The organism is Sphaerisporangium rhizosphaerae (genome assembly GCF_042665155.1).
Taxonomy (GTDB): domain Bacteria; phylum Actinomycetota; class Actinomycetes; order Streptosporangiales; family Streptosporangiaceae; genus Sphaerisporangium; species Sphaerisporangium rhizosphaerae.
This window is the reverse complement of the sequence record NZ_JBHTCG010000001.1, coordinates 35022-60208: the sequence shown is the minus strand read 5'-3', so window position 1 is coordinate 60208 and position 25187 is coordinate 35022. Positions and strand designations below refer to the sequence as shown.

Genomic DNA, 25187 nt, shown 5'->3' with positions numbered 1-25187 from the left:
CTTTCCTTCGGCGCGGCTCCCGCCATCGCGGTGGTGGCTCCTGGCGGGGACTCGGGCGCCGCGTGGCTCCCAGGGGTCTTGGCGTGGCCGGGGCCCCGACAGCCAGTCAACGCCACCGTGCCGATCGGCACGCGCGGTTTCACCCACAGCCGATCCAGGACTTCGTACGGCCGTCCCCAAGACCGGCCCCCACAGACGGGTCCGCAACCCGCCCGGCCGTCGCCAGGCAGGACGTTGTCGGCCGCGGGGTCAGACCGTCCGGTGGGTGAGGGAGGCCGGGAGGCGTTCGGTGTGGAGCCACTCGGCGAACAGGTCGTCCAGCGAGGTCGCGGCGTGGCGGGCCGCGAGGCGGGTGAACCGCTCGGTGGTGACGCCGCCGTGCTGGTAGGTGGCCGTCCACTCGCGCAGCAGCGCGAAGAACGCCTCGTCGCCGATCGCGCGGCGCAGCGCGTGCAGGGTGAGGGCGCCGCGCTTGTACACCCGGTCGTCGAACAGCCGGCGCGCGCCGGGGTCCGCCAGCGTGAAGTCCTGCGGGAGCGCCGCCAGCCTGCGGTGCCAGCGGGCGGCGAGCGCGTCGGCCGTCTCCTCGCCCGACGCCTGCGACCACAGCCACTCGGCGTAGGCGGCGAAGCCCTCGTGCAGCCAGATGTCGCGCCAGTCCTCCAGCGTCAGGCTGTTGCCGAACCACTGGTGGGCCAGCTCGTGGGCGATGAGGCGCTCCTCGCCGCGCCGCCCGTCCACGTGGTTCGCGCCGAAGATCGACATCCCCTGGGCCTCGACCGGGATCTCCAGGTCGTCGGCGGTGACCACGACGGTGTACCCGGCGAAGGGGTAGGGGCCGAACAGGTCGGAGAACAGGGCGATCATGGCCGGCTGGCGGGCGAAGTCGGCCCGCACCCGCGAGGCCAGCCGGGCGGGGTGGACCAGCCGCTGCGGCACCGGCCCCGGCACCTCGGCCGACTGGTACCGCCCGATCTGCACGCTCGCCAGGTAGGTGGCCATCGGCTGTGGCTGCTCGTACACCCAGGTGGTGGTGGACGCGGCCCGGCGCCGGTCGGCGAGGCGGCCGTTGGCCACCACCTCGTACGCCGACCCGGTCGTCACCGTGACGCGGTAGGTGGCCTTGTCGGCCGGGTCGTCGTTGCAGGGGAACCACGACGGCGCCCCGGTCGGCTGGCCGGCGACGATGACCCCGTCGGTGAGCCGGTCCCACCCGAGGCCGCCCCAGCGGCTGGTCAGGGGACGAGGGTCGCCCCCGTACCGCACGTCGACGGCGAACAGCGTGCCCTCGTGCAGCGGGCGCGCCGGGGTGATCCGCAGCTTGTCACCCCGGTGCGTGTAGCGCGCCGGCTCGCCGTCGACCAGCACCCCGGACACGCGCAGCGAGGACGAAAGGTCCAGGGTGAAGGCGGGAAGGGACGGGGACCGGCTCGCGAACGCCGAGATCACCGCCGACGCGCGCAGCCGGCCGGCGCCGACCCGGTAGTCCAGCGACAGCTCGTAGTGCTCGACCCAGTAGCCCTCGTTGCCCCGCTCGGGAAAGTAGGGACGGCGGGAGACGCCTGGTGCCACGCTCACGTTCTGTCATGCCTTCCGGGTCAACGCGACGGCGGACGGGACCACGGCGTGATCGGGTTCCCGAACCAGCGGGCGCGCGCGGGCACCGTCTCGCCGCGCATCACCAGGGACGCCGGCCCGACCGTGGTGTCCTGCCCGATCGTCGCCGCGGGGAGGACCACGCCGTGCGGCCCGAGCGTCGCCCCGTGCCGCAGCACGACCTTATCGATGCTCATCACGCGGTCGTGGAACAGGTGGGTCTGCAGCACGCATCCGCGGTTGACGCTCGCCCCGTCGCCGACCTCGACCAGGTCGGCCTCGGGCAGCCAGTAGGTCTCGCACCACACCCCGCGGCCGACGCGCGCGCCCAGCGAGCGCAGCCACAGGGCCAGCGGGGCGGTGCCGAGCCACGCCTCGGCGAACCACGGGGCGGCGAGCACCTCCACGAAGTTGTCGGCCAGCTCGTTCCGCCACACGAACGAGCTCCACAGCGGGCGGTTGCCCGCCGCGATCCTGCCGACGATCGCCCACTTGGCCGCGGTGGCGGTCGCGGCGGCCACGGCTCCCGCGCCCGCCAGCACCACGCCGACCAGCCCCGCCGCGGCCGCGAAGCCGTAGGAGCCGGCGAGGAACTCCAGCGTCGCGGCGACCAGCACGGCGAGCGCGACCGTGCCCATGGCCGGCACGACGCGGCAGACCTCCACGAACGCCCGCGCGGCCTTCAGCCGGCGCGGCGGGTCGTAGGTGCGGCTCCGGTCGCCGGACTCGGCCGTCCTGCGCAGTTCTATCGGGGGCATGCCCAGGTAGGACGACCCGGCCTTGGCCTTCTTCGGCGCGGCCGACAGCACGCCGACCAGCCCATCCTTGGGCACCTTGCGCCCCGGAGCGGTCATGCCGCTGTTGCCGAGGAAGGCCCGCTTGCCGATGCGCACCTGGTCCACCCGCAGGCTGCCGTTGACCAGCTCGTACGGGGCCACCATCGTGTCGTCGGCGAGGAAGGCCCCGTCGCCGACGGTGGTCATCGTGGGCAGCGCCAGCACCGTGGACAGCTCGACGTCCCGGCCGACCTTCATGCCGAGCGCGCGCAGCCACGCGGGGGTGAGGATGCTGGCGTACAGGGGGAACAGCCAGACGCGGGCCGCCGCCATGAGCCGGCCGGTCGCCCACGCCTGCCACGCCTGGCGGCTGTGCACGGGGTGCCGTCCCGGGCGCAGGCCGGCGCCGAGCAGCCGCACGCAGACCACGACGATCAGTGCGAAGGCCGCGAGCGCGGTCACCGTGGCGGGCGCGACGCCGTAGAGGGCGGCGGGCAGTGCCTCGCCGAGCGTGGCCACGTCGCCGGCGAAGACGTCCAGCACGATCAGCCCGCACAGCGCGGCCACGACCGGGATCAGGCTCAGCGCCATCGCCGACAGGCCGTACATCGCCTCCCAGCGCCGGGAGCGCGGCGGCCGCTCCGACGGCGGGAACCGGCGCGCCTTGCCCTGCCGGCTCGCGGGCGCCCCCGCCCAGCGCTCGCCGGACGGGACGGCGCCCTCGACGACGGCGCCCGGCGCGACCTGCGCGTTCTTGCCGACGCGGGCCCCGGGGAGCAGCGTCGCCCTGGCGCCGATCGTGGCGGAGGCGCCGACGCGGATCTCACCGACGCGCAGCAGGTCGCCGTCCAGCCAGTACCCGTGCAGGTCGACCTCGGGCTCGATCGCCGCGTTCCTGCCGACCTTGAGCATCCCGGTCACCGGGGGCAGCGCGTGCAGGTCCACGTCCTCGCCGACCTGCGCGCCGAGCGCCCGCGCGTACCGGGCGTTCCACGGGGCGCCGGACAGCCGGCCCACCCCGATCTGCGCGGCGAACCGCTCGGCGAACCACAGCCGCAGGTGCGTGCCGCCGCCGCGCGGGTAAGCGCCCGGCTTCAGGCCGCGCAGCAGCACCCGGGCCACCGCGGCGGCCACGCCGATGCGTCCCCAGGGGGAGACGAACAGCAGCCAGCCCGCCAGCACCCACCACCACGAGACGGTGGGGGTCCAGGGAAGGGCCACGATGTTGTTCAGCGTGGCCAGGCCGACGATCCACGGCATGCCGCCGATGGTCAGCAGCGGAATCATGAGCGCCGTCTGCGCGAGCGCGGAACGCCGCGGCACCGGCGTCACGGGACGCTGCGCGTTCTCGGCGCGGGGGGCCGCCATCGCGGCCAGGCGGGCGGCCAGCCCGCCCAGCGTGGGGTGCTCGTACACGTCGGCGACCGCCGCCGCGGGGTGGCGGGCGCGCAGCTCGGAGACCAGCAGCGCGGCGGCCAGGCTCGTGCCGCCCAGCACGAAGAAGTCGGCGTCGCGGTCGGCGGCGTCCACGCCCAGGATGCCGGCCCACCGTTCGGCCACCCACCGCTCGTCGTCCGACAGCTCCGCGGCCGCGCCCGCCGCGCCCGGATCGGCGCCGGGGGTCGCGCCGCCGGGCAGCGGCCACGGCAGGGCGTCGCGGTCGATCTTCCCGGAGGTGCGGGTCGGCAGGTCGGCCACGAGCGCGATGCGCGGGACCAGGGCGGCCGGCAGCGCCCCGGCCAGCCGGTCGCGGGCGGCCTCGGCGTCGAAGTCCTCGGCGGCGACGACGTACCCGACCAGAAGCTGGTGCCCCGAGCCGGTCGCGCGGACCGCGGCGGCCGCGCCGCGCACGCCCGGGAGGGACTGGAGCGCGGCGTCCACCTCGCCCAGCTCGATGCGCCGGCCGCCGAGCTTGACCTGCTCGTCCGCCCGGCCGACGAAGACCAGGCCCCGCGGCTCGGCGGTCACCAGGTCGCCGCTGCGGTAGGCGCGCGCCCAGCCGAGGGAGGGCAGCGGGGCGTACTTCTCGGCGTCCTTGGCGGTGTCCAGGTAGCGGGCCAGGCCGGCGCCGCCGATGACGAGCTGGCCGGTCTCGCCCATGGCCACGGGCTCGCCCGCGTCGTCCACGACCGCGAGGTCCCAGCCGGCGAGCGGCAGGCCGATGCGCACCTTGCCCCGCCCGGTCAGCGGCGCGGCGCACGCCACGACGGTGGCCTCGGTGGGGCCGTAGGTGTTCCACACCTCGCGCCCGGGAACGGCCAGCCGCTCGGCCAGTTCGGGCGGGCACGCCTCGCCGCCGAAGATCAGCAGGCGGACGTCGTCGAGGGTCTCCACCGGCCACAGCGCCGCCAGGGTCGGCACCGTCGAGACGATCGTGATGCCCTTGTCGGCGAGCCAGGGGCCGAGGTCCATGCCGGTGCGCACGAGCGCGCGGGGCGCGGGCACCAGGCAGGCGCCGTGCCGCCACGCCAGCCACATCTCCTCGCAGGAGGCGTCGAAGGCCACGGAAAGGCCCGCGAGTACCCGGTCGCCCGGGCCGATCGGCTCGTCGGCGAGGAACAGTCGCGCCTCGGCGTCGACGAACGCCGCCGCGCTGCGGTGGGTCACGGCCACGCCCTTCGGCCTGCCCGTGGAGCCCGAGGTGAAGATGATCCAGGCGTCGTCCTCCGGCCCGGGACCGGACCGCTCCGGGGCGCCGGTCGTCTCGGGACCGGGCCGCTCCGGCATGCCGTCCGGCTCGGGGTGAGGGCGGGGGTCTGTGTCCGAGAGGACGGTGTGGCGAGGGCCGTCCGTGCTCGCGGGGAGGGGACGGCGAGCGTCGTCCGTGCTCGCGGGCGTCGTACGGGTGATCGCGCGGCCTTCGCCGACGACGGCGTGGACGCCCGCCTCGGTGAAGACCAGTTCGGCGCGCTCGTCGGGGTCGTCCGCGTCGACGGGCACGTAGGCCGCGCCGGCGGCGAGCACGGCGAGGATCGCGACGTAGAGGTCGGCGGTGCCGGACGGGACGCGCACGCCCACGCGGTCGCCGGTGCGCACACCGGCCCGGCGCAGCTCGCCCGCCAGGGACTCCACCTCGGCGCTCAGGGCCTGGTAGTCCAGGCGGGTGCGGCCGTCGTCGAGCGCGGGGGAGCGGGGGTGGCGCCGGGTCGTCTCGGCCAGGATGTCGACCAGCGTCCGCGGCGGCGCGGCGGCCGCCCCGGCCAGGAAGACGGCCGGCTCGGAGGTGGTCCCGGGCAGGGAGCCGGCCGGGGTGGGGGGCTTGCGCGGTGTCAGGGGGGCGTGCTGGACGGCTCTGGTCGCGGGCGTCCGCGAGGCGGCCGGCGTCGGGGTCCGCCGCGCGAGCGGCTGCTCGGCTTCCACCGGTGAGGAGGGCAAGAAGGCTCCTGGTGAGTGCCCGGACGGTTCGCCCGGGTCTTCGTCAGGGGCGGGGGAACGACGGTCTGGTCGACCACCCTGCTGCGGTTCTTCGGCTCCGAACCGGCCCTACTGACGCCATGGACATCGCCCGATCTTAACTTCCGCCACCGTTCCGCCTATTCCCGTCCATCTGATGGACACCCCGAGGACACCTTGATCGCCGTCGCCGTCGCCGTCGCCGCCGAGCCGGCACGGGGACGGGAGCGACGAGGACGGGGACAGGGGTGGATCAGCCCGGAGGAGGACGGTCTGGAGGGTGAGACCCGTGTGGGAGTTCGGACGCAGGGCCGATGCGCCGCCGCTTCGGCTGCGGGAGCGTTGACGCGTCCCCGAACACCCGCTCACCGGCGCCCGTACCGTCGAGCGCCCGCCCACGGTCGGCGTCCACGCACCGGAGGTAGTCCATGATCGACGTTCTGGCCGCGGAGTGGCACAAGCTCCGTTCGGTCCGCTCCACCTACTACGCCCTGGGCGTCACCCTGGCAGGCCTGCTGGCCGGCGCGGCCATCGCCTGGTCGGCGGCGGCCGCGTTCGACGGCACCTCGCCCGAAGGGCGGCTGCGCTCCTCGGTCTCCTACATCGAGGAGGTCCTGGTGATCATCCCCCAGCTGTGCCTGGGCATCCTCGGCGTGCTGTCGATCACCTCGGAGTACACCACCGGGACGATCAGGGCGACCATGATGGCGGTGCCCCGGCGTTGGCCGGTCGTCGCGGGCAAGGCGGCCCTGCTCGCCGGGCTGGCCGCCGTCACCGGGCCGCTGGTGGTGTTCGGGACCTACTTCGCCTGCCGGTCGCTCATCGGGGGCCGGTTCAACGGCGTGTACCTCACCCCCTTGGCCCACCGGCTGCCGGTCCTGATCGTCACCGGCCTGTCGGTGGTGGTGTTCGCCCTGGTGGGGCTGGGGCTGGCCACCGTTCTGCGGTCCACGGCCGGGTCGATCGTCATCCTGATCGGGCTGGTGTACGTGATCCCGATCGTGGCGATCAACCTGCCGGCGCCGTGGGACGCGCGGCTCGGGTCGGTCCTGCTGACGAACCTGCCCCGCGAGATCACCGGCACCCTCGACGCGAACACGGTGTTCGACACGCTGCTGTCCCCGGTCGCGGCGGCGGCCGTGATGCTCGCCTACGCTCTGCTGCCGCTCGCCGCGGGCGCCCTGCTCGTGCGCCGCAGGGACCTGTGAGCGGCGAATCGGCCCTCGCCATTGAGCATCGGGATGGCGGCTGTTAACGTCGGGCCCCGAATAACGTGAACGGTCGGCGAGAACCGCCGCATGACACCCGGCCCCCGACGGAGTGGTAATGGATTCCGCGCCACTGAACGCAGCATTCGACCCGATAACCCCAAATGTCGGGCGAATGTATGACTATTACCTGGGCGGCAAGGACAATTACGCCTCCGACCGGGAAGCGGCCGAGCGGGTCATCGGCGTGTTCCCCCGCACGCGCGAGCTCGCCGTCGCCAACCGCCGCTTCCTGCGGCGCGCGGTCGAGTACGCCGCCGCCGAAGTGGGCATCGGCCAGTTCCTCGACATCGGCTCCGGGCTGCCCACACAGGAGAACGTCCACGAGGTGGCGCAGCGCGTCCTGCCCGCCGCGCGCGTCGCCTATGTCGACCTCGAACCGATCGTCCTGTCGCACGGCGAGGCCCTGCTCGCCACCGACGAGCAGACCATCATGGTCGCCGGCGACCTGCGCCGGCCGGAGAAGATCGTCGCCGACCCGGTGCTGCGGGAGCACCTCGACTTCGACCGGCCCATGGCCGTTCTGCTCGTCTTCGTGCTGCACTTCATCAGGGACGAGGAGGACCCGCGCGGCATCGTCCGCGCTCTGATGGACGCCGTGGTCCCCGGCTCGGTGCTGGTCCTGTCGCACGCCGAGGCCGATCGGCGGCTGATGCCGGGCACGTCGGTGTACGACAGGGCCAGCTCGCCCGCCGTGCTGCGCTCCCAGGAGGAGATCGAGGCGTTCTTCGACGGCCTGAAGCTCGTGGAGCCGGGGTTGACGCGCCTGGGCTCGTGGCGGCCCGACTCCCCGCTCTACCGGGGGGACGACGACCTGCCCGCCTTCTGCGGCGTCGCCCACCGGGGCTGACCCCCTCCACACCCCACGCGGGGTCAGCGAAAGTCGTCCGCGTGACGCGGGGTCAGCGGAAGTCGTCCGCGTGGTCGCGGGCCCAGGTTCCGAAGCCGGTGGCCGGGGTGCCGGTGATCTCCTCGACGGTCGTGGTGACCGTTTCCGGGGCGGTGACCATCGCGGCGTGCCCGTCCAGTATGTCGCGGGCCAGCGAGGCCGGCATGCCCTGGGCCACCATCGCCCGCTGCGCGACCTCGGGGGACATCTCCTCCCATCGCACCGGACGGCCGACGGCCTCGCCGATGAGGGTGACCTGCTCGACCTGCGTGAGCGCCCGCGGCCCGGTGAGCTCGTACGCGGCGCCGCCGTGCCCGGGGGCGGACAGCGCGCGCACACCGACGGCCGCGATGTCGCGCTCGTGGATGAGCGGCCTGCGAGCGGCGCCGTGCACCCACCGGACGGTCCCGGTCTCCCGGATCTGCGGCGCCCACATGAGGGTGTTGGCCGCGAAGCCGCCGGGGCGCAGGAACGTCCACTCCATCCCCGACCGCTCGATCAGGCTTTCCAGGCGGGCGTGCGAGCCGAGGATGGTCCCGTCCGACTCCTCCCGCCCGGGTGGCACTCCCCGTGCGGACACATAGACGACGCGGCGGACGCGCGCGGCGATCGCCTCGACGGCGGCCGGGGCGGCGTGGTCGGCGGACAGGGTGGGCCAGACCAGGAACACCGCTTCGACGCCGTCCAGGGCTGCTTCCAGCGTCTCGGGTTTCGCCAGGTCGCCCGGGACGATCTCAACGGCGTCCGGCAGGCGGGCGGCCGCGGGGTCGCGGGCGAGGGCCCGTGTCTCGGCGCCCGCCGCCAGCAGGGCCGACACGGCGTGCCCTCCGACGCGACCGGTGGCCCCGGTGACCAGAATCATGAGTTCTCCCTTGTCAGAGGTGCGGGGCGACCATCGTGAAACATCAAGCGCGGTTGAGGTCAACCCCCGGCGGCCGGCACCGATCTGAATTACCGGATATGTCGCAATTAGGGATGGCGACGGGCGCTAATACCCGGAATCGATTCCCGGCGCCCATGAACCGCGCCGCGCGCCATGCGCGAACGTTAAAATGACGCCAACGGGGATTGTCGGCTGCGGGGCCACGGCTCCGCCGCTGACGGGGGGCGGCGATTTCGCCGAGAGGGGGCTTGCTTCACGATGGGCGCCTGGTGGATCGGACGATGGCCGGTGGTGGACCCGGACATCCCCGACGATGACAAACGACGCATCATCGGTAACAACGCCCTGGCCGACCGCCGTGTCGTCCCCTCCAGCGCCTCCGGCTGGCTCGGCGTCATCGCGGGCCTGCTGCTCATCCTCGTCCTCATCGCGGTGTCGCAGGAAGTGGCCCACGACCGCATGACGTTGATCGGCGGAACGGCGACGCTGTCGGTCCTGCTGGTGGGCGCCGCCGCCGTGGGCCTGCCGTGGGGCCGCTTCGCCGTGCTCGGATCCCCCACCCGCCTCGTGCGGCTCTACCAGGACCGTTACGTCGTCCCCGCCGACCTCGACCGGTCCGCCCGGCTGCTGCTCGACCGCGCGGGCCACGCCGTCGAGACGGTCTACGCCTCCCGCGTCAACCAGATGGGCTGGCTGGACCCGGTGGCCAACGACGTCGTCCTGCCCCGGCGGCTGTGGGAGATCGCCAGAGTGCTCCGCACCCAGTCCGAGCTGCGCGCCGAGCACGCCCGGGCGACCGGGGGAGTGCTGACCCCCGAGCTGCGCGCGGTGCTCGAGCCCCAGCTCGCCGCGCTGCGGCGCTCGGCCGGCGAGGTGACCGGGCAGGTCGCGGCGCTCGAGGCGTACGCGCGCCGCGTGCAGGCGGCGGACGCGGCGCTGCACGCCGAAGACCTGCTGCGCAGCAACGACAAGTACCGCGACCTGCTGGCGCACACCGATGACCTCGAGGGCCTGCGCGACCTGGCGTCGCGTGCCCACGGAGTCGGAGCGGTCCTGGCGAGCAGCGTACGCGAGGCCGTCGCCGCCGGCCGCACTCTCGCCGTGCACTGAGTCCCGGGTCGGGGGCGCACGCCGCCTCGCCGTGCGCCGACCGCTTCGGCCGGCCCTCTCGGCCCGGCGCGGCGGAGAGGGCCGGTGGCGGTGCCCTTAGGCTCGCGCCGGGCGCAGGGTCTCGGTGGGGAACAGGGGGATGGCGGGGGCCCTCAGCGTGGAGGGCGGGGCGGCCTGGGTTCCGCACAGGGCGACCAGCATGTGCCGCGCCATCGCGATGTCGATGGGATGGACCTGGACCTGGCCGTTCTCGTCGATGTGCTGGTACTTCATCAGGTTGATGCCCAGCGACGCCTGGCGGCGGCCGTCGGGGCTGGACAGGGTGACCGTGCCCGCGCCGAAGACCGCTCCGTCGTGCCCCCAGAACCGGCCGCACGGCCAGTCCTGCGCGTAGATCCCCAGCCCGTAGTTGAGCAGCACGTTGCCCTGCGCGTCGGTGAACGGGACGGTGCGCTGCATCTCGGCGAGTTGCCGGGCGCCGACGAGCCGGCCGCCGAGGAGCGCGCGGTAGAAGGTGCCGAGGTCGTCCATCGTGGAGATCAGCGCGCCCGCGGTGAAGGCCCAGGACATGTCATACACGCTGTAGTCGCGCGGCGGGTCGATCAGGCCGTACAACGCCTCGTACATCTTGGAGTGCGGCCCGGTGATGAAGGGCGTGCGCGGGAAGTAGGTGTGCCGGAGCCCTGCCCTGCCGATGACGTTGTGGGTGATGTAGGTCTCGGCCTCGACGCCGGTGAGTCTTTCCAGCAGCAGGCCGGCGATCACGTAGTTGGTGTTGGAGTACGAGGCGCGCTCGCCGGGACGTCCGGTGCGCGCGCCGGCCAGGCCGAAGCGCACCAGTTCCTCGGGGGTGAACCGCTTGAACCTGTTGTCGTCGAGGCTGGCGGGGGAGTCCCGCAGCAGCGACGGGAAGGCACCGGGGATGTAGTCGGCGATGCCGCTGGTGTGGTTCAGCAGCATCCGCGTGGTCACGGCGCGCCCGAGCTCGCCGGGCACCAGGCCGGGCAGATAGCGCGCGATCGGCGCGTCGAGGTCGAGCCGGCCGCGCTCCACCTGCTGCATGAGCGCGACGGAGGTGAACGCCTTGCTGACGCTGCCGATGCGGTGCCGCATCCGGGGCGTCACGGGCCTGCCGGTGCGCACGTCGGCGACGCCGGAGGCGCCCTCCCACCGCTCCTCGCCGTCTCGGACGCTGGAGTAGATGCCGTACATCCCCGCGTCCCGCACCGCGTCGAGCGTCCCGCGCAGCGCGTCGCGGTCGAGGGCGTCCGCGGCGGGGGTGGTCCGCGGCGCCGCGGTCCGGACCACGGCGCCGCCGGTGCCGGACGCCTCGCTCTGCCGCGCCGCCGCTGGGTGCGCCGCCGCTGGGTGGGCCGCCGCCGTCCAGGTGGCGAGCACAGTGCCGGAGACCAGCCCGGCGGCCATCAGTCTACGGAGTGATTTTCGGGCTAAATGCACCGTTTTGCTCCTTTGGTGGGCCGACATCGGTCGCCCTCCCGAGTCTGCCGACCTCCGTCGCCGGCCTCATCGTCATCGCGGACGATTTTCGCGCTCCTCCACCCTCCCGAAGTCCTGCTCGCAGCCGGCGTCAGGAGTCCCGGCCGGGGCCGGGGTGGCCGGGCTCGCCCGCGCGGGGCCGGTCGTCGTCGGGGGAGTTCCCCTTAGAGCGCCGATCCGGAGTGTCCCCCTTGGGGGCACGGTGCCTGCGCTCGTCGTGGTGCTTCGCGCCGCCGGAGCCGCCCTTGGAGCGTGGGAAGGGCCAGGCGTTCGGGCGGCAGCCCTGCAGGGACTTGGTCTGCTGCGTCATCACCGGCGCGAGCCCGCCGGGGGCGGGGCACCGCTGGTGCGCGTGGCCGAGGGCGTGGCCGACCTCATGGTTGATCACGTACTGCCGGTAGGCGACCAGGTCGCCGTGGTAGCCGGGAATCGCCGCGCCCCACCGCTTGGCGTTGATGACCGAGCGCCTGCCGTTCCAGCACGACAGCTCGCCGAACGTCTGCAGGGGACGGCACCGTACGTTGGTGAGCGCGGGGCTGGACAGCGCCACGCGGAAGCGCACCGGGCCGTGGTCGACCCGCTCGAACCGCATGCGTCCCCGGCCCCAGCTGCGCGGGTCGTTGAGCGTCCGGTGCACCATGGCGGCGAAGTCCTCGGCGTCGAACGGCAGCCCGCGCTCGACCTCGACGAGGTAGCGGACCACTTTGCCGCGGGTTCCCTCCGGCGGCTCGGCGACCCCCTTGACGACCTTGTACCGCCCCTTCGCCGAGTACGGGACCCGGACGGTCTCCGCCCGCCCCGCCGAGCCTGAGTCCGAGCGCGCGTCCGGGCCCGCGTCCGGGCCGTCGCCGGAGCCGGACGCGGCGGACGTGGGGCTGGGAGGCGGGGCCACGGCGGACGGTGGGCTCGCCGTCCCCGCCGGCGCACCGGGCGTCACGGCGGCCGAAGGGGCCGATGGGGGCGTACCCGGGGCGGAGGGGGCCGTGACCGAGCCCGGAGGGCCCGCCGCCGAGGCCGAGGGGGCCGCGACCGCGGCGCGAGCCGTCCTGTCCCGTCCCGCGACCGCCTTCGCGTCATGGCCGGCGGCGAGCAGGAACACGTATCCGCTGAGCAGGCAGATGGCAGTGATCGGCAACGCCATGAGCAGGGTCCCGGGCTTCAACCGACGAAGAATGCGAGGCGTGATATTTCCGGACATCGAGGGCGAAGCCTAGTACCGATCGCCTCATTGATCACCTTAGGCCACTCTGGTGGCGAACGGCCCGATCACCCGCCGTGCGCGCCGTGGAAGGGCGTGGTGACGCCCTCATAGTCCAGCATGAGCATCATGCCCTGATCCGCGTGGCTCAGGTTGTGGCAGTGGTTCATCCACACGCCCGGATTCGAGGCGCGGAAGGCCACCTGCCACACCTCGCCCGGGCGCACGTCGAAGGTGTCCAGCCACAGCGGGGTGCCGGTCGGCGCGCGGCCGTCCCGGGCGAGGACCAGCACGCGATGGCCGTGCAGATGCCAGGGGTGGGTCTCCCGTCCCCGGTTCACCACCGTCATCCGGACCAGATCGCCATCCCGTACCTGTTGGGTCGGCACCGAGGGGAACGCGCGCCCGTTCACTGTGTGCGCGTACAGAGGGCGGCCTTCCGACACGGCCAGCCCCTGGTCGAGGACCATGGTGAAGTCCCGGTCGAACCGGGTGGAGCCGCTGTACGGAAGCGGCCCGGCCGGCGACCCGTACCGCGTCAGGTCCAACTCGGGCCACCCCCGAGTGTCCGGAACCGTCACCGTGCCCGGCCCGTCTTCACCCGTCTCGCCGCTCGTGTCCCCCTCGTTCGTGGGGTCCGTGGACGAGCCGGGTGTGGCGCCGGCCGCGGGGGCCGTGGGGTCGGGGGTGAGGCGCAGGCCGGCCACGCGGTCGTCCACGGCGAGCGTGACCGGCGCGCCCGCCGCGAGCGTGAAGGCGAGGTCATAGCGGCCGCCCGCGGGCAGGCGCAGTCCCACCCGGTCCACCTCGCCTGGGGTGTGCAGATCCGAGCCGTCCACGGCGACCACCCTGTACCGGGCGCCCGCGAGCGTGAACCGGTGCGGAGTGTTGTCGGTGTTGACCAGCCGCAGCCGGACGGCCGTGCCGGGCGCGACGCGCCGCTCGATCGGCCGGTCGTGGTCGCCGAGCACGGTCCGGCCGGCGAAGGTGTGCACCGGCAGGGTGAGGTCGGCGCCCGGCGGCGCCGGTCCACGCCGTGTCACCACCAGCGCGCCGTACAGGCCCATCTTCACCCCTTTGTCGGACACTTCGTGGGTGTGGTACCAGTACGTGCCGACCTGGAGGGCGCGGAACCGGTACACGAACTCCTGTCCGGGCCGCACGCCGTCCTGCGTCAGGCCGGGGACCCCGTCCTCGCCGGCGGGCACGTCATAGCCGTGCCAGTGCAGGGTCACCCCGGCGGCGATGTCGGCGTTGCGCAGGCGCACCTCGACCAGGTCGCCCTCGGTGGCGGTGATCGGCGGACCGGGGACGGTCCCGTTGAACGTCCACGCGGCCACCTTGCGCCCCGACGACAGGGTGACCGTGGCCGTGCGCGCCGTGAGCTCGTACCGGCGCACCGTGCCGCCCGGCGCGGGCGCGGCGGGTCCGCGCAGCGCGGTCACCGGCCGGTCGTACCCCGCGGCACCGGCCGCATGCGCTCCTGCCGGGTGCCCCGCTCCGAATCGACCACCGGTCACCGGCATCGCGGCATGTCCAGCCGGCATCGGCATGGCGGCATGTCCACCTGACATCGGCATGGCGGCGTGCCCGTTCGATGCCGGCATGGTGCCCGAGGAGGCGGCGGCCGGGCCACGGCCGGTGTCGACGTCGTCGGCCGGCAGGAACGCGAGCCCTCCACCGATCAGCCCGGCCACGACGGTCGCCGCCACGGCGGCCCGCGTCCCGTGGACGCGCGTGCCGGGGGCCAGCAACCGCTGGGTGGTCAGTACCGCCGCGGCCACGAGGACCACGGTGATCACCGCGGTGCTCCACGTCGCCGGGTACCCCATCAGCAACGTGACCACCGGCCCGGCCGCCGCCGCGTACCCGGCCCCGAACAGCGCCGTCACCGTCCCGGGCCTGGTCAACGCCGCCGCACCGGGTACGGCATCCCGTCCTGCCTTGGCACTTGCCCGTGTCTCGGACGCCGGTCCCGTGCCGGCGGCCGTTCCCGGCCCGGCCGCCGGGTTCTCGACCGCCTGCGCCCCCGTGGCGTGCGGTACCGTCGCCGTCGACTCGGTGCGGGCGGCCTCCGAGAGGCCGGGTGCGCCCCGACCGGCTCGCAGGGCTGCTCTGGCAAGGGACGGAGCGGCGAGCACGGCGGCGGCGATCACGCCGACCGCCAGCAGCGGCAGCGTCAGGGTGAGCTTCTCCTGGACGAACCACCAGCCGGCGCCGGCGAGCGCCAGGACGATCCCGCCCCGGGCCAGCGACGCCAGCACCGCCAGAACGAACAGACCGGCGGCCACCCGGATACGGCGGGTGGCCGCCGCCGCGCCCGCGCCCAGCCACGCCACCGCGGCGAGCACCCCGGCGAGCAGGTCGAGCGCCATGAGCCCTTCAACGCTCACGAGGACCGTGCCGCGGACTCGCCGCCCAGAGAGCCGGAGGTCCGCGCCATGGGAGCGCCGTCGGCGGCCTGCGAGCCGCGCGGAGAACCGGCGAGCTTGCGGGCGTTGCGCAACACCATGCCGGCGGCTCCCATGACCGCCATGGCGTTGATCCCATGCAGGCCCATGATGGCGAGCCCGGCGGGGGTCGTGTTGTCCGCACTGTCGTTCAGCACGCGGCCGAGCACGACGATCAGAACCTGGACGATCACCAGGCCGAACGGCAGCAGGGCCGTCGCGATCTGCCGCCCAGGGGCGCGGGAAGCGGCGGCGGCGATGGTGACCAGCAGCGACAGGACCGGAATGATCATCATGCCGGTGATGCTGTGCAGCGCGAAGGAGCCGTCGTCCTGTGGTCTGGCGAACGCGCCCACTGCGGCGAAGTAGAACTGTGCCAGTACGGCGATCAACAGCAGTGCGGCAAGCGCTGCGTAGATTCTGCGCATCGCGTGCTCCCTTCATGGCTCGGTCGGTAGTGACCGATGCTGTTGCACGCGCCGCTCCACGTCGTCCCCCCTCCAGCGACACGTCACGTACTACCTAGGGAGTACGCGGACCCGCCGGGCCTGCCCCCGGGACCGTCCGCCTCCTCGCCGAGCGGGCGTCCCGGTCGAGAACGCCCGGCCAGGGGGCCCGCTGTGGCGCTTCGCGGAAGCGGTCAGTCCTGATCGAAGGACCCTGTGACGACCTCGCCGGCCGATTCGTAGGTGTTCATGAGGACGCCGGTGGTGGAGACCTCCCTGTCGACGAGCTTCAGTCCCGAGGGAACGGCGCCTTCGGAGAACAGCCGCTTGCCCGACCCGAGGACCACGGGGAAGATCAGCAGGCGGTACCGGTCGACGAGGTCGTGGCGCAGCAGCGTCCGCAGCAGGTCGCCGCTGCCGTGCACCTGCAGCTCGGGTCCGTCCTCCTTCTTCAGCGCCGCGACGCCTTCGGCCACGTCTCCCTTGATCAGCACCGAGTTGTTCCACTCCAGCGTGGGACGACTCCGCGACGCGACGTACTTGGTGGCGTCGTTCAGGCGCTTGGCGCCGGCCTCCTCCGGGGCGTTCGGCCAATACGAGGCGAAGAGGTCATAGGTCTTGCGTCCGAGGACGAGATCGAACGGCGTGGACATGGTCTCGTCCATGAATGCGGCCAGCTGCTCGTCCCAGTAGTTCACGGTCCATCCGCCGTGCGCGAAGCCATTGCTGTCGTCCTCGCCGGGGCCGCCGGGAGCCTGCATGATCCCGTCGAGCGTGACGAAGGTGCTCACGACCAGCTTCCTCATCTGTCATGTCCTTTCGGTCGGATCCCCGGGCGATCCATCGCGTGCTCTGAAGTTCTAGGCCGAAGGTGATGCGCCGATCCCTTCGACCGCCACCCATCTACTGCCCGATACGTCGCTACCGAAAACTAATCTCTTCAAGAACATAGACATTGTCGGTCCTTCGGAGAGCCGCAAACAACCCAAAATGGCCGACGGCGTCCCGCCGGCGTTACCGCAGGACGTTACGGAGGTCAGACAAAGAGGTCATCCCGCATGCGATTGAGATCGCCGTACACCGGGTGGCGGCCGGGGGCCATCGCACAGACCGGCAGCGAGGTCATGGGCGAGATGAGGCGGCTGCTGTCGGTCCTGCGCATCGAACCCGAGGACGAGGGCGATGGGGTGAGCTACGACCCGGCGCCGGGTCTCGACCAGCTCGGGCAGCTGGTCGAGCGGGTGCGTTCTGCGGGGGTGGCGGTGGAGGTGACGGTCACCGGCGCCGCGCGGCCGCTGGCGCCCGGTGTCGACCTGTGCGCCTACCGGGTCGTCCAGGAATCGCTCACCAACGTGCTCAAGCACGCCGGGCCCGCGCGGGCCGGGGTGTCCCTCCTGTACCGCCCCGCGGAACTGGAGATCCGCGTCACCGACGACGGCGGCGGGAGCGAGAGGGCGGCCGCTCCCGACTGCGAGAAAGGCCACGGCTTGATCGGCATGCGAGAAGGCGTCAAGCCCTGCGGGCCGGCGCGTCGGGCTTCCTGCTCAAGGACACCCCGCCCGAGCGCCTGCTCACCGCGATCCACACCGTCGCGGCCGGAGAGATGCTCTTCGCGCCCAGCGTCACCCGGCGCCTGATCGAGACCTACACGCGCCGCGCGGACGTCACCGCGCCCCCCTCCCGCGACCTGGCCGCCCTCACCGCCCGCGAGGCGGAGGTCCTCGAGCTGGTCGGGCACGCGCTGTCCAATACCGAGATCGCCGGCCGCCTGTGCGTCAGCGAGGCGACCGTGAAGACCCACCTCAACCGCACGATGACCAAACTCGGCCTCTCCAGCCGCGCGCAGGCGGTCGCCTTCGCCTACGAGACCGGTCTGGTGACCCCTCGCCGGGCGACGGTGTGAGACGGCTGCTCGCCGTCGCGGCAGGTCACGGCCTCTCGCCCGCGGGTCTCGGCGTGTCGGCCGAGCGGCGGCTCGGGTGGACGACGCCGGCGACCGGCGTGGCCGCCTCTTCGGCGGCCGGTTCCTAGTGGTCGTCGTGGTCGTCGTGGTCGCCGGGCCGGCGGTGATCGGCGCCGGCGAGTTGTGACAGGTGAGTGAGCAGCCGGGTCAGCGCGGGTCCGGCGATGAACTTCCCGTTCCGCTCGGCGCCGGCCAGGTCGCCGAGGATTCCGCGGATCCGGTCGGCCGCCTCGCGATCGTCCCGGTCCCTGTGGTCGTGCCGCCCACCGTCCCGGCCGAGCCTGGCGAGGGCCTCCGCGATGTCGTGCCGGGCCTTCTCCGCGACGCGAGGGTCGAGCCGTCCCTGGTCGACCGCCCAGCTCAGCCCTTGGGCGAGCTGGGCCAGCAGCACACGCGGATCGTCCGACAGCCGCCGCGGGCCGACGGCCACCACCGAGGGCGGTGAGGGCGGTGGCGACGCGGGAAGCGACACGGAAGGCGACGCCGACGCGGAGGGCGACTCCGATGGCGACGAGGGCGCGGAGCCGGAAACGGACGGGGCGTCCGCGTAGGGAGACGCGGCGGCGGCCGACGGGGCCACCGTGTCCGGGCCCGAGCGCAGGAGCGCGAAGGCGAGCGCCGCGACGACCATGACCGCGGCGACTCCGGCGGCGGCGACGGGCGCCGGTTCACCTCGGCGGAGCGACAGCCACGCCTTGACCGCCGGCGACCGGCGGGCGCCGGCCTCGGCGATCGGCGACGTCCGGCGGCCCCCGTGATCCGGCGGCAGGGAGGCCAGGAAGCGCGTCCCCGAGGGCTCCGCGGCGGACGGCGCCATCGGCAGGGCCGGCGCGACGTCGTGCCGCCGCCGGGGGGCGTCCGCGAAGGAACGGGGGATCGGAGCCCCGACGAAGGAGCGGTGCGGCGGGGCGGCCGTGTAGGAGGGCCCCGGATCGGTGAGCCGGTGGGCGACCTGGTCGGCGGTCGGGCGGTCGTCGGGCTCCTTGGCCAGCAGGCGCATCAGCAGGTCGTCCAAGGCGGACGGCACGTCCCGGCGCACTTCGCCCGGCGGCGTGGGCGGCACCTGGACGTGCTGGTACAGCAGCGCGGTCGGGCCGTCCGCGCGGAAGGGCGGGCGCCCGGTCAGCAACTCGTACAGCACGCACCCGAGCGCGTACAGGTCGGACGCCGGTCCGGCGTCGCGGCCGAGGGCGCGTTCGGGGGCGAGGTAGGCGCTCGTGCCGATGATCAGCCCGGTGCCGGTGAGCGCCGCCGCGGCCTGGTCGGCCAGCCGGGCGATGCCGAAGTCGACGACCTTCACCGCTCCGTCCGCGGTGAGCAGCAGGTTGGCGGGCTTGATGTCACGGTGGACGACGCCCAGCCGGTGGGCGGCGGCCAGGCCGGTGGCGGCCTGAGCCCCGATGCGGACCACCTCGTCGACGGCGAGCCGTCCGGCGGCGGCGAGGTGGCCGGCGAGACTGTGTCCCTCGATCAGCTCCATGACGAGGAAGAGCCGGTCGCCGGCCTGGCCGAAGTCGTAGACGGAGACGACGTTGGCGTGGTTCAGCCGTGCGGTGGCCTGTGCCTCCTGGCGGAACCGCGTGGCGGCAGAGGAGCCGACGGCCTCCGCGAGCAGCAGCTTGACCGCGACGGGGCGGTTAAGGACCTCGTCGGTGGCCCGCCACACCTCGCCCATGCCTCCGCGCCCGAGAGGCTCGTCAAGCCGGTATCGAGCCGCCAGCAGCACGCGAACGCCTTCCTTGTCACGCCCGGCAGGCCGTCCGTCCCCCGAGGCCGATGATGCGCGCCGTTCCGGCGGGGCCGTCCGGCAGCGCAAAGGCGATCTTGAGCCGCCACGGCGTCCCACGATACCGATCGGCGGCGGCCATGGAGCGGGCATGCCTCCGGCCTGACGGACGGCGTACTCCCCGTTTGCGCCGTCATCTCCGTTCCCCGTCACAGAACGGGCGCGGCCGCGTGAGAGGATAGGGATTGACATTAGATAGCTGCGCTATCTAACGTACGTGATGGCGCTGACGTGACGATCCGGATGTCCCCGGCTTCTCGCGGGGCTTCGCGGTTTTCGATCTCTTTGCACAGGAGTGGACGACGATGACGCAGGACCCCGGTTTCGCGCGGCGGATGTGGCACCAGCTGGAGCCGGTGCACGCGCCGTTCTGGTACGCGCCGGAGGTGTCGGCCGAGGCGGCGGCCCTGGGCTACCAGGTGGACACCCGCTGGCCCGCGTACTTCGCCTGGCGCGCCGCCCCGCTGGGGGAGGCCTCCGCCGAGCTGGTCGCCGCGGCCTTCTACAGCTTCAGCCCGCGCATGGTCGCCGAGCACGTCCCCGCCGCCTGGACCGTGGCCCCGGCCGCGAAGGTGCTGGAGGCGCGGCTGCGCGCCGTGGACGGGATGTACCGGGCGATGCTGGGCGGCGAGGTCGGCGGCCAGGGCCTCGCCGAGGCCGCGCGGCTCGCCAGGGAGGCGGCGGAGGCGGCCGGTACCGCGGGCCGGCCGCTCGCCGCGGCCAACGCCGCGCTGCCGTGGCCCGAGGAGCCCCACCTCCTCCTGTGGCAGGCCATCGGCGTCCTGCGCGAGCACCGGGGGGACGGGCACGTCGCCGCGCTGCTGACCGCGGAGCTCGACCCGTGCGAGGCGCTGGTGTCGCTCGCCGCGATCGGCGGCGCGCCGCGCGAGACGTTCGGCAGCCGCGGGTGGACCGCTCAGGAGTGGGACGCCGCCCGTGACCGTCTGGCCGCCCGCGGCCTGGTGAACCCGGACGGCACGGCGACCGAGCAGGGGCACCGGCTGCGCGACACCGTCGAGCGCGTCACCGACGACCTCGCGATCGCCCCCTGGCGCGCGCTCGGCCTGGAGAAGGCCGAGCGCCTCGCCGAGCTCACCACGCCCCTCCTGGTCGCCGCCCTGGAGTCCGGCCTGCTCCCCGCCACCAACACCCTCGGCATCGGCAGGGTCCCCACCCCTGCCCGCTGAACGGCCCCACGGTCCCTGAAGGCGCCACGGTCCCTGAAGGCGCCACGGTCCCTGAAGGCGCCACGGTCCCTGAAGGCGCCACGGTCCCTGAAGGCGCCACGCCCGTTGATCGAGGGGACCCTCGCTCCGGGCTCTCCCTTCTCGCCCCTGCCGGGTCCGGCCTTCTAAGGTCCTGCCGCCCGCCCGCTGGTCGGGGGGATACTCGCCGACGGTGCCTCCCAGGCGCGGTGGTAGGAGGTCCAGTCGGCGGGAGTGGCGGCGAAGTCGACGTACAGGGCGACTCCGAAGCCGGACCTGGTGTTCGCGCCGAGCCCGAGGCGCACGCCCCGCACGGCCGCGGCCACGGTCTCGGCCGAGGCGTGGTGGGTCAGGTTGTCGTCGTGGTAGGCGGGCAACCCCATCAGCAGCCGGGTGGCGGGCGGAACCGCCGCCAGGGCCAGCTCGGTCTGCCGCCGGACATAACCGGCGTAGGCGTCCTCGGTCGGCTGCGCGGTGTCGTAGCTCATCACCGCGACCTGGTCGACGCGGCGGGCCACCTGGGTGAGATAACCGGGCGTCCACCACTTGGTGCTGCCGAGCAGCGCGTTGCCGACGAGCGCGACGCCGCGGGCCGGTTCGATGTGGTGCACCGACATCGACAGCACGCCATGGGCGGGCGCGATGGCCGCGCGGGTGCGGTCGAGAAGCTCCAGCAGCCCCGGGTCGCCGTCCGGGACGGGCTCGAAGTTGTAGTGGACGCCGTCGAAGCCCGCGGCCAGCACCTGCCCGGCCGCCTCGACCACGTTGGCGCGCACGGACGGCGAGCCGAGGTCGAGCTCCCCGGGCTCCACGCGCTGGCCGAGCCAGGCGTGCACGCGCAGGCCCGGCACGGCCCGGTGCAACGCGCCGACCGCCCACGCGGCGCGCGGGTACAGCGAGGGCGCGAGGGTGCCGTCGTAGGCGAGCGGCCCGGTGTGCAGGTAGACCTCGCCGATGCCTCCGCCGCGAAGGTGGGCGGCGAGCGCCGCCAGCTCCGGCTCCCCGTTGCGCCCGTCCACCCAGGCGTGGCCGAGCCACAGGGCGTCCTGCCCGGCGGGGCGCGGCGGGCGCGCCGCCGGCTCGCCCGACCCGAGCAGCGAGAACCACGCCCCGCTGACGACGAGGAACAGCGGCGGAACCGACAGCAGAGCGAGAACGCCACGCCACCGGCGACGCGTGTGAAGTACTGACATGCCCTGTATACAACCTCCCGTACGCCCCGACACGGCACGGCGGGGGTCACCGAGGCCGCGTGGTGCCGGGAGGCCGTCGGGGTGCGGAGCGATCCGCATGGGCATACGCCTCGCCACGGCATGGTGGGGGTCACCGCGGCGGCGGGGATGCTGGCAGGCTCGTGCCATGCGGATCGACCTGCACACGCACTCCACGGCCAGCGACGGCACCGACGCCCCCGGCGCGCTCATGGGGCGGGCCGCCGCCGGGCTCGACGTGGTCGCGCTCACCGACCACGACACCACGGCCGGCTGGGAGGCGGCCGCGGCGGCCGTCCCGCCGGGCCTGACCCTCGTGCCGGGGGCGGAGCTGTCCGGGCGCTGGTACGGCGCCGAGCCGTCGGTCGGGCTGCACCTGCTGGCCTACCTGTTCGACCCGGCGCACCAGCCGCTGGCCGAGGAGCTGGCCCGGGTGCGCCTGTCACGCGACCTGCGCAGCGAGAAGATCGTCGCGCTGCTGAACGCCGACGGAATCGACGTCACGACCGCCGAGGTCGCCGGGCAGGCGGCCGGCGGCACGGTGGGCCGTCCGCACATCGCCCGGGCGCTGGTGCGGCGGGGCCTGGTCGGGTCGGTGGACGAGGCGTTCGGGCCCGAATGGCTGGGCCGCCGCTACCGGCTGCCGAAGGCCGACATCGACGTGTTCACCGCCGTGCGCCTGGTCGGCGAGGCCGGCGGGGTGTCGGTGCTCGCGCATCCGCGGGCGGGCAGGCGCGGCCACATCGTCCCCGACGCCCTGATCGCCCGACTCGCCGAGGCGGGCATGTGGGGCGTGGAGGCCGACCATCCCGACCACACCCCCGGCGACCGCGAGCACGTGCGCGCCCTGGCCGGCGATCTCGGCCTGCGGGTCACCGGGTCGAGCGACTACCACGGCACGAACAAGACCATCGCCCTCGGCGCCTTCACCACCGGCCGCGAGGTCTACGAGGACCTGGTGTCCACCGCCACCGGCGCCACTCCCGTCCGGCCCTCCTGAGAGCCGTGCCCTTCGCGCAGGTCAGAGGGGGTCGGCGGGGAGGGCGGCGTACTCCCTGCGCAGGGTGGTGAGGAGGGGGTGGTCCAGGGACAGCTCGGCACCCTCGATGGAGCGGACCGGGCGGGGGCCGGCGGCGGCGTCGGTGATGAAGGCGGCGTCCATTGCGGCCAGGTCGCCGGTGTCGACCTCGGCGGTGGCGGACGGGACGCCGGCGCGGCGCAGCGCCTGGTCCAGCAGGCGCATGGTGACGCCGTTGAGGCGGTCGGCGCCCGGCCAGACGACGCCGCCGTCCTTGACGAACCCGATGTTCCAGGTGGGCCCCTCGCTCACCCGGGCTCGGGCGTCGGTGAACAGGACGTCGTCGTGGCCGCCGGCCTGGGCGAAGCGCCGCTGCAAGAGCGGGCCGAACATGCCGGAGTGCTTGACCTGCGGCAGGTCGCGCTCGTACTCGGCCACGCCGAGCGAGGGCGGCTGCCGGTCGGGGGGCGCCGGGCGCGTGCTGACCAGGATCTCCGGCCGGGCCTTGGCCGCCGGGTGCGCGAGGTCGAGTTCGGGGTCGAAGACGGTGACCCGGATGATCACCGGCGAGGGGGCCGCGGAGGCCGCGCGGCGGGCCAGGTGGCGCACGCGGTCGAGGTCGAGCTCGACGCCGTGGACGACGCGGCAGTCGCCGAGGAGCCGGTCGAGATGCAGGGACAGGCCGCGGACGCGGAGGTCCTCCACCCGCATGGTGGTGAAGTGCCCGTAGTTGTACAGCGCGAGCGAGCCGAGCTCGCCAGGGGTCACCGGACGTCCGTTCAGCTCCATCATGCGGCCATCCTGGCAGCTTCCGCCGGGCCGGTGGCCCCCCTCCCCGCGCTGTTCGCCCCTGGCGTGACGGCGACGCCTCCGGGCGCCATCCCCCACCGGCGCGACCGGAGGGTGCGGCGGGTGGCGAGGGGCCGGGAACGGCGAAGTGGCCCAAGAAAGCGAGTGGAGAGAGGCTCTTCAGAGTGGTCCGCATCGCATCTAGCGTGGTGTCGTGATCAGCCCTTCCGGCCCGTCGCGGGTCCTCGCCTCGCCCATCTGGCCAACGCCGTCGGCGACGGCGCCTACCTGGTCTGCTCGGCCCTGTACTTCACCCGCGTCGTGGGCCTGTCCCCGGCGCAGGTCGGGCTCGGCCTGACGCTCGGCTGGGCGGCCGGGGCCCTCGCCGGCGCCCCGCTCGGGCACCTCGCCGACCGCAGGGGTCCCCGGGGCACGGCCGCGCTGCTCGCCCTGGCCACCGGCACGGCCGTGGCGGCGTACCTGTTCGTCACCTCGTACGCGGCCTTCCTGCTGGCGGCGTGCCTCTACGCGTGCTGTCAGAGCGGGCTGGCCGCCGGGCGGCAGGCGCTGCTCGCCGGGCTGGTGGAAAGGACCATGCGCACGCGGGTGCGCGCCCGCCTCCAGGCGGCGGTCAACGCCGGGCTGGCCGTCGGCGCGGCCGTCGGCGGAGTGGCGCTGCACTTCGACACCCGCGAGGCGTACCTGGCGATCCTGGCCATGGACGCGGCGAGCTTCGTGCTCTCGGCGCTGGTGCTGCTCCGGCTGCCCGCCGTGCCGCCCTCGGCGGCCCGGGCCGTTCCGGTGGCCGGGAGCGCCGGTGCCGGCCGGCGCAGCGGGCGCCGGGAGCGATGGGTGCCGGAGGTGGTGCGCGACCGGCGGTACGTGGTGGTGGCGCTGCTCAACATGGTGATGATGCTCTACATGCCGCTGCTCAGCCTGATCGTCCCATTGTGGATCGCGGGGCGGACGCAGGCGCCGGGCTGGACGGTCGCCGCGCTGCTCGTCCTCAACACGCTGACCGTGATGCTGTTCCAGGTGCGGGTCGCCCGGCGCGTCACGGGCCTGCGCAGCGCGTCCCGGCTGGTGCGGCTCGCGGGCGTCGCCATGTCCGCCTCGTGCGCGGCGTTCGCGCTGTCGCAGGCCGGGACCTCGGCGTGGGCGGCCGCCGCCGTTCTGCTCGCCGCGGCCGGTCTGCAGGTGCTCGGGGAGATGATGCTGGCCGCGGGGGCCTGGGAGATCGCCTTCGACCTGGCGCCGCCGGACAGGCAGGGCCAGTACCAGGGGTTCTTCGGCAGTGGCACGGCGGTGGCCCGGATGGCGGGCCCGTTGCTGCTGACCACGGTCGTCCTCGGGTGGGGGACGGCGGGGTGGCTGCTGCTGGGCGGGCTGTTCCTGGTGGCCGGCTCCGCCATGGGGCCGGCCGTCCACCGGGCCGAGCGCGACGACGCGGCGGGCCTTCGCGGGGCGCCCGTCGCGGCGGCGGACGCGCCCGTCCGGTAAGGCGGATTTTCCGTTCTGCGGAATATGTTGGCCGGAACCGTGCCGTCGCTTTTGCTGGTCTAAACCAATTGTGCTCCGGTGAGCCCCGGCCCAATCGCCGTGAACCGCCCGCACAATTGGTCTGTACCATTGCCCGGTGGCCGGCTCCTTTTCTGGCCGTCCCGCCCCCGGGGTCGATTGGATTAGACCGCTATATTGGGTCTAGCAGG

The 25187-nt window shown here is 74.0% G+C and carries 19 protein-coding genes; 8 read left to right on the top strand and 11 right to left on the bottom strand.

Annotated features, from left to right (window positions below; translation table 11 throughout):
• Positions 1 to 249: 249 nt before the first annotated feature.
• Both ACFQSB_RS00240 and ACFQSB_RS00235 read right to left on the bottom strand, forming a co-directional pair.
• Positions 250 to 1578: a M1 family metallopeptidase gene (locus ACFQSB_RS00240; protein WP_380823642.1), complete on the bottom strand. Its 1329-nt coding sequence runs from the start codon at positions 1576 to 1578 to the stop codon at positions 250 to 252.
• Positions 1579 to 1598: 20 nt separating this feature from the next.
• A complete protein-coding gene (locus ACFQSB_RS00235) occupies positions 1599 to 5747 on the bottom strand; it encodes a Pls/PosA family non-ribosomal peptide synthetase (protein WP_380823641.1) in 4149 nt (1382 codons plus the stop codon).
• Between the two features lie 446 nt (positions 5748 to 6193).
• Here ACFQSB_RS00235 and ACFQSB_RS00230 point away from each other — a divergent pair, with 446 nt between their 5' ends.
• The gene (locus ACFQSB_RS00230; protein WP_380823640.1) at positions 6194 to 6973 is read left to right on the top strand and encodes an ABC transporter permease subunit; all 780 of its coding nucleotides are present in this window, start codon (positions 6194 to 6196) and stop codon (positions 6971 to 6973) included.
• 118 nt (positions 6974 to 7091) lie between these two features.
• Entirely contained in the window at positions 7092 to 7883 is a 792-nt protein-coding gene (locus tag ACFQSB_RS00225) for an SAM-dependent methyltransferase (protein WP_380823639.1), read from the top strand.
• A 52-nt stretch (positions 7884 to 7935) separates the two neighbouring features.
• Here ACFQSB_RS00225 and ACFQSB_RS00220 read toward each other — a convergent pair whose 3' ends face one another.
• Positions 7936 to 8784, bottom strand: coding sequence for an NAD(P)H-binding protein (locus ACFQSB_RS00220; RefSeq protein WP_380823638.1), 849 nt, complete (start codon positions 8782 to 8784; stop codon positions 7936 to 7938).
• A 279-nt stretch (positions 8785 to 9063) separates the two neighbouring features.
• Here ACFQSB_RS00220 and ACFQSB_RS00215 point away from each other — a divergent pair, with 279 nt between their 5' ends.
• Positions 9064 to 9915 (top strand): hypothetical protein, encoded by an 852-nt coding sequence (locus ACFQSB_RS00215; RefSeq protein WP_380823637.1) that lies wholly within the window; start codon positions 9064 to 9066, stop codon positions 9913 to 9915.
• 96 nt (positions 9916 to 10011) lie between these two features.
• Here ACFQSB_RS00215 and ACFQSB_RS00210 read toward each other — a convergent pair whose 3' ends face one another.
• The 5 genes from ACFQSB_RS00210 to ACFQSB_RS00190 all read right to left on the bottom strand — a co-directional run bounded on the left by ACFQSB_RS00210 (position 10012) and on the right by ACFQSB_RS00190 (position 16312).
• On the bottom strand, positions 10012 to 11340 hold the full coding sequence (locus ACFQSB_RS00210) for a serine hydrolase domain-containing protein (protein ID WP_380823636.1): 1329 nt from the start codon (positions 11338 to 11340) through the stop codon (positions 10012 to 10014).
• A 163-nt stretch (positions 11341 to 11503) separates the two neighbouring features.
• The gene (locus ACFQSB_RS00205) at positions 11504 to 12574 is read right to left on the bottom strand and encodes a DUF3152 domain-containing protein (RefSeq protein ID WP_380823635.1); all 1071 of its coding nucleotides are present in this window, start codon (positions 12572 to 12574) and stop codon (positions 11504 to 11506) included.
• 104 nt (positions 12575 to 12678) lie between these two features.
• Positions 12679 to 15003: a multicopper oxidase domain-containing protein gene (locus tag ACFQSB_RS00200; RefSeq protein WP_380823634.1), complete on the bottom strand. Its 2325-nt coding sequence runs from the start codon at positions 15001 to 15003 to the stop codon at positions 12679 to 12681.
• Entirely contained in the window at positions 15000 to 15488 is a 489-nt protein-coding gene (locus ACFQSB_RS00195) for a DUF6220 domain-containing protein (protein ID WP_354834308.1), read from the bottom strand. The genes ACFQSB_RS00200 and ACFQSB_RS00195 overlap by 4 nt, the downstream gene beginning before the upstream one ends.
• A 212-nt stretch (positions 15489 to 15700) precedes the next feature.
• Entirely contained in the window at positions 15701 to 16312 is a 612-nt protein-coding gene (locus ACFQSB_RS00190) for a dihydrofolate reductase family protein (RefSeq protein ID WP_380823633.1), read from the bottom strand.
• A 252-nt stretch (positions 16313 to 16564) separates the two neighbouring features.
• Here ACFQSB_RS00190 and ACFQSB_RS00185 point away from each other — a divergent pair, with 252 nt between their 5' ends.
• Positions 16565 to 17143, top strand: coding sequence for a sensor histidine kinase (locus ACFQSB_RS00185; protein ID WP_380823632.1), 579 nt, complete (start codon positions 16565 to 16567; stop codon positions 17141 to 17143).
• On the top strand, positions 17110 to 17409 hold the full coding sequence (locus ACFQSB_RS00180; protein ID WP_380823631.1) for a response regulator transcription factor: 300 nt from the start codon (positions 17110 to 17112) through the stop codon (positions 17407 to 17409). The genes ACFQSB_RS00185 and ACFQSB_RS00180 overlap by 34 nt, the downstream gene beginning before the upstream one ends.
• 124 nt (positions 17410 to 17533) lie before the next feature.
• On the opposite strand, the gene ACFQSB_RS00175 is transcribed toward ACFQSB_RS00180, so the two are convergent.
• Positions 17534 to 19195 (bottom strand): serine/threonine-protein kinase, encoded by a 1662-nt coding sequence (locus ACFQSB_RS00175; RefSeq protein ID WP_380823630.1) that lies wholly within the window; start codon positions 19193 to 19195, stop codon positions 17534 to 17536.
• A 365-nt stretch (positions 19196 to 19560) separates the two neighbouring features.
• Here ACFQSB_RS00175 and ACFQSB_RS00170 point away from each other — a divergent pair, with 365 nt between their 5' ends.
• The gene (locus ACFQSB_RS00170; protein ID WP_380823629.1) at positions 19561 to 20442 is read left to right on the top strand and encodes an SCO6745 family protein; all 882 of its coding nucleotides are present in this window, start codon (positions 19561 to 19563) and stop codon (positions 20440 to 20442) included.
• A 164-nt stretch (positions 20443 to 20606) separates the two neighbouring features.
• On the opposite strand, the gene ACFQSB_RS00165 is transcribed toward ACFQSB_RS00170, so the two are convergent.
• A complete protein-coding gene (locus tag ACFQSB_RS00165; RefSeq protein ID WP_380823628.1) occupies positions 20607 to 21653 on the bottom strand; it encodes a glycoside hydrolase family 18 protein in 1047 nt (348 codons plus the stop codon).
• Between the two features lie 166 nt (positions 21654 to 21819).
• Between ACFQSB_RS00165 and ACFQSB_RS00160 the strand changes: the two genes are divergently transcribed.
• Entirely contained in the window at positions 21820 to 22671 is an 852-nt protein-coding gene (locus tag ACFQSB_RS00160) for a PHP domain-containing protein (protein ID WP_380823627.1), read from the top strand.
• A 21-nt stretch (positions 22672 to 22692) separates the two neighbouring features.
• Here ACFQSB_RS00160 and ACFQSB_RS00155 read toward each other — a convergent pair whose 3' ends face one another.
• Positions 22693 to 23478 (bottom strand): aminotransferase class IV, encoded by a 786-nt coding sequence (locus ACFQSB_RS00155; RefSeq protein WP_380824042.1) that lies wholly within the window; start codon positions 23476 to 23478, stop codon positions 22693 to 22695.
• 165 nt (positions 23479 to 23643) lie between these two features.
• On the opposite strand from ACFQSB_RS00155, the gene ACFQSB_RS00150 reads away from it, so the two are divergent.
• Positions 23644 to 24978, top strand: a complete 1335-nt coding sequence (locus tag ACFQSB_RS00150; RefSeq protein ID WP_380823626.1) for an MFS transporter — start codon at positions 23644 to 23646, stop codon at positions 24976 to 24978.
• Positions 24979 to 25187 lie beyond the last annotated feature (209 nt).